This is a genomic window from Sphingomonas sp. GC_Shp_6 (assembly GCF_026540835.1).
In the GTDB taxonomy this organism is placed as follows: Bacteria; Pseudomonadota; Alphaproteobacteria; order Sphingomonadales; family Sphingomonadaceae; genus Sphingomonas.
This window is the reverse complement of the sequence record NZ_JALNUO010000036.1, coordinates 1-2,500: the sequence shown is the minus strand read 5'-3', so window position 1 is coordinate 2,500 and position 2,500 is coordinate 1. Positions and strand designations below refer to the sequence as shown.

The following is a 2,500-nucleotide window of genomic DNA, read 5'->3' as shown; positions in this document are numbered from 1 at the left end:
CCCGGCGATCTAGGCATGACCAGGATGAAGGTGCGGTAACACGCACTGGAGGTCCGAACCGATTAACGTTGAAAAGTTACCGGATGAGTTGTGTTTAGGGGTGAAAGGCCAATCAAGCCGGGAAATAGCTGGTTCTCCGCGAAAACTATTGAGGTAGTGCCTTGGACGAACACCCTAGGGGGTAGAGCACTGGATGGATGCGGGGGTCGCGAGATCTACCAACTCTAACCAAACTCCGAATACCTAGGAGTGATATCCAGGAGACAGACGGCGGGTGCTAAGGTCCGTCGTCAAAAGGGAAACAGCCCTGACCTACAGCTAAGGTCCCCAAGTCACGTCTAAGTGGGAAAGCATGTGGAAATCCCAAAACAACCAGGAGGTTGGCTTAGAAGCAGCCATCCTTTAAAGAAAGCGTAACAGCTCACTGGTCTAATCAAGGGTTTCTGCGGCGAAGATGTAACGGGGCTCAAGACGTGCACCGAAGCTTAGGGTGTGCCACTTTAGGTGGTACGCGGTAGCGGAGCGTTCCGTAAGCCTGTGAAGCGATCTGGTAATGGGTCGTGGAGGTATCGGAAGTGCGAATGCAGACATGAGTAGCGATAAAGAGGGTGAGATGCCCTCTCGCCGAAAGACCAAGGGTTCCTGCGCAAGGCTAATCCGCGCAGGGTGAGCCGGCCCCTAAGACGAGCCCGAAGGGGGTAGTCGATGGGAACCACGTTAATATTCGTGGGCCTGGTGGTGTGTGACGGATCATGTGTGTTGTTCAGCCTTATCGGATTGGCTGGGCTTCGAAATGGTTCCAGGAAATAGCCCCACCGTATAGACCGTACCCGAAACCGACACAGGTGGTCAGGTAGAGTATACCAAGGCGCTTGAGAGAAGTGTCCTGAAGGAACTCGGCAAATTGCCTCCGTACCTTCGGAAGAAGGAGGCCCCATAGGAGCGCAAGCTTTTATGGGGGGCACAGGCCAGGGGGTAGCGACTGTTTAGCAAAAACACAGGGCTCTGCTAAGTCGGCTTCAAGACGACGTATAGGGCCTGACGCCTGCCCGGTGCCTGAAGGTTAAGTGGAGGGGTGCAAGCTCTGAAATGAAGCCCAGGTAAACGGCGGCCGTAACTATAACGGTCCTAAGGTAGCGAAATTCCTTGTCGGGTAAGTTCCGACCTGCACGAATGGCGTAACGACTTCCCCACTGTCTCCAGGACATGCTCAGCGAAATTGAATTCTCCGTGAAGATGCGGAGTACCCGCGGTTAGACGGAAAGACCCCGTGCACCTTTACTGCAGCTTCAGAGTGGCATTAGGAAAGAACTGTGTAGCATAGGTGGGAGGCTTTGAAGCATCGGCGCCAGCTGATGTGGAGCCATAGGTGAAATACCACCCTGTTGTTTTCTGATGTCTAACCACGCACCGTTAGCCGGTGTTGGGACCCTCTGTGGCGGGTAGTTTGACTGGGGCGGTCGCCTCCTAAAGAGTAACGGAGGCGCGCAATGGTGGGCTCAGGACGGTTGGAAACCGTCTGTTAGAGTGCAATGGCATAAGCCCGCCTGACTGCGAGACTGACAAGTCGAGCAGAGACGAAAGTCGGTCATAGTGATCCGGTGGTCCCTCGTGGAAGGGCCATCGCTCAACGGATAAAAGGTACGCCGGGGATAACAGGCTGATAACCCCCAAGAGCTCATATCGACGGGGTTGTTTGGCACCTCGATGTCGACTCATCACATCCTGGGGCTGGAGCAGGTCCCAAGGGTTTGGCTGTTCGCCAATTAAAGTGGTACGTGAGTTGGGTTCAGAACGTCGCGAGACAGTTTGGTCCCTATCTGCCGTGGGCGTCGAAATTTGAGAGGAGTTGACCCTAGTACGAGAGGACCGGGTTGAACATACCTCTGGTGTACCTGTCGTCGTGCCAACGGCGCAGCAGGGTAGCTATGTATGGACGGGATAACCGCTGAAAGCATCTAAGCGGGAAGCCTCCCTCGAGATAAGATTTCACAGAGCCGTGGAAGACCACCACGTTGATAGATCGGATGTGGAAGTGCGGTAACGCATGGAGCTAACCGATACTAATTGCTCTATTCGCGCTTGATGAGTTCGCACCATCAATGACAACTCTGGGTAAAACCAGCGTCACGATGCGGAGCGGATGATACAGCTCGACGCCAGATTTTATAATTACGTCTTCATGTGCACGGCATCGATTTTCAAACCCTCACACGCGCACCGGCTCCATTGCCTGGTGGCTATAGCGTCGGTGAACCACCCGATCCCATCTCGAACTCGGCCGTGAAACCCGACTGCGCCAATGGTACTATCGCTCAAGCGATGGAAGAGTAGGTCGTCGCCAGGCATTGAAGCCCGTGCGCGCGTGAAACAAGAACCCATTCCCAATGCAAATACCTCCCGCGTGCACACAAGCACGCCACCGCGGGGTGGAGCAGCCCGGTAGCTCGTCAGGCTCATAACCTGAAGGTCACAGGTTCAAATCCTGTCCCCGCAACCA

The 2,500-nt window shown here is 54.8% G+C and carries 1 tRNA gene and 2 rRNA genes (1 of these 3 cut by a window edge); all 3 read left to right on the top strand.

The features are described 5' to 3' along the window. Positions 1 to 2,087 (top strand): 23S ribosomal RNA (locus OXQ95_RS18500) (it extends 709 nt beyond the left edge of the window). A 145-nt stretch (positions 2,088 to 2,232) separates the two neighbouring features. Continuing rightward, a 5S ribosomal RNA gene (gene rrf, locus OXQ95_RS18495) occupies positions 2,233 to 2,347 on the top strand. A gap of 76 nt (positions 2,348 to 2,423) precedes the next feature. Then, positions 2,424 to 2,500 (top strand) — tRNA-Met (locus tag OXQ95_RS18490).